At 58.6% G+C, this 2,024-nt stretch carries 2 protein-coding genes; both read left to right on the forward strand.

Translation table 11 applies throughout. The features are described from left to right. Positions 1–87 precede the first annotated feature (87 nt). A complete protein-coding gene (gene istA, locus C8K18_RS32980; RefSeq protein WP_107711086.1) occupies positions 88–1,134 on the forward strand; it encodes an IS21 family transposase in 1,047 nt (348 codons plus the stop codon). Next, positions 1,131–1,949, forward strand: a complete 819-nt coding sequence (gene istB / locus C8K18_RS32985; protein ID WP_107711087.1) for an IS21-like element helper ATPase IstB — start codon at positions 1,131–1,133, stop codon at positions 1,947–1,949. The genes istA and istB overlap by 4 nt, the downstream gene beginning before the upstream one ends. The last annotated feature ends 75 nt before the right edge of the window (positions 1,950–2,024 follow it).

Genomic DNA, 2,024 nt, shown 5'->3' on the forward strand with positions numbered 1-2,024 from the left:
TGTCATCGGCACCTGTAAATTGATACACCGTCGGCACTGAGGAATTGATACACCTCGACGAAGGGATAATGGCCGCTTTGAGCGGCGATGATCTCGTACGAGGGATACATGCAGATCAGGATATTGCACAAGCAGGGCAAGAGCCTGCGTGCCATTGCTTGTGAGGTTGGCTGCTCCGTCAACACCGTGAGGAAGTATCTGGCGACGCAGGATGCGCCGACGTTTCGGCCCGCGGCGACTCCGCGCGAGTCGATACTGAAACCGTTCGAAGCCTATCTTCGGGAACGGATCGCGTCAGCGGCACCGGACTGGATTCCAGCGACAGTTCTGTGGCGCGAAATCCAGTCGCAGGGATTCGATGGTGGCGAGAGAATCGTGCGCAAGTTCGTTGCGACATTGCGGCCTGTACCGGCGCCCGATCCTCTCGTGCGATTCGAGACTGCTGCGGGCGATCAGATGCAGGTCGACTGGGTCGAGTTCCGTCGGCGCAAAGGAGCGAATCTGTTCGCATTCGTGGCCACTCTTGGCCATAGCCGCGCGACCTACGTCGAATTCGTTTCCGACATGCGACTCGATACTTTGCTCAGGTGTCACGTCAACTGTTTTAACTGGTTCGGCGGTGTGCCGCGCCGGGCGCTTTTCGACAACATGAAGACCGTTGTCATCGAGCGGGATGCATACGGTCCGAAGCAGCACCGCTTCCAGCCGGGGTTTCTCGACTTCGCCCGGCACTACGGGTTTAAGCCCGAGCTTTGTCGGCCCTATCGCGCGAAGACCAAAGGCAAGGTCGAACGGATGAACGGATATTTGCGCCGCAGTTTCTACGTTCCGCTGGCCGCCCAGTTCAAGGCGGCCAACGTCGAACTGGACGTGACGACCGCCAACACTGAAGTTTGGCGTTGGCTACGCGAAGTTGCGCATGTCCGGATACATGGAACGACCCGCCTGAAGCCAGGCGAGCAACTGCTTGTTGAGCAGAAGGCCTTGCAGAGCGTACCGCCACCGTATCCGTCGCTGTTGCCAGCAACGACACCGGCGAGCGGACAGGAGTTGCGCGAGCGATTCCACGACTGGCTATCTCCGCTACAGCATCCGCTGTCCGTGTACGACCAGCTGATTCGGGTTGCCGCATGAACATCGCACACGAACGAGTGGCGCAGCTATGCGCCCAGCTGAAGCTCACGACCATCGCGGACGCGTTGCCATACCTGGCGCAAAAGGCGATCGCCGACGAGGTGAACCTGACCGAGTTTCTCGAATCGGTACTAAAGGCCGAGCACACAGCGCGGCTCGTCAGACAGCGGGCGACGTTTGCACGCCTGGCAGGCTTCCCGACGATCAAGACCCTCGACGGCTTCGACTTCGCAGCAGCCAGCGGTGTGCCCAGATCTCAGGTCCAGGAGCTGGCAAGTCTGACGTTTCTGGAGCGAAACGAGAACGTCGTATTACTCGGACCGAGTGGCACAGGCAAAACGCACATTGCAATGGCACTTGGTTATGCAGCAACGCAAGCTGGGATCAAGGTGCGCTTCATCACCGCAGCGGACCTGCTGATGATACTGACCACGGCACATCGACAGAATCAGCTGGGAGACGCGCTAAAACGATTCGTCAACCCGTACAGGCTGTTGATCATCGATGAGATCGGATACCTGCCGATGAGCCGTGAGCAGGCCAACCTGTTCTTCCAGGTGATCGCCAAACGATACGAGCGTGGCAGTCTGATCGTGACCAGCAACCTTCCGTTCGGGCAGTGGGACCAGACGTTCGCCGATGACGCAACGCTCACTGCTGCCATGCTCGACCGGCTATTGCATCACGCTCACGTCGTGGCAATCCAGGGCGAGAGCTATCGACTACGCGACAAGCGGCGCGCCGGACTGGTTATGAAGAGATCGACTACAACAAAGGAGAACGCCGCCAGCGGAATGCGGTCGGCACCGCAATAACACTACAACCCGGTGTATCAAATCTGAAGTGCCGATGCCGACAGAAACTGTATCAATTCCTGAGTGCCGTTGACA

Origin of the sequence: Paraburkholderia sp. GV068, assembly GCF_003058125.1 — a bacterium.
In the GTDB taxonomy this organism is placed as follows: domain Bacteria; phylum Pseudomonadota; class Gammaproteobacteria; order Burkholderiales; family Burkholderiaceae; genus Paraburkholderia; species Paraburkholderia graminis.

Bases quoted from the DNA above. Each gene is read 5' to 3' on its own strand.
- istA (WP_107711086.1), top strand. From the start codon at position 88: ATGATCTCGTACGAGGGATACATGCAGATCAGGATATTGCACAAGCAG.
- istB (WP_107711087.1), top strand. From the start codon at position 1,131: ATGAACATCGCACACGAACGAGTGGCGCAGCTATGCGCCCAGCTGAAG.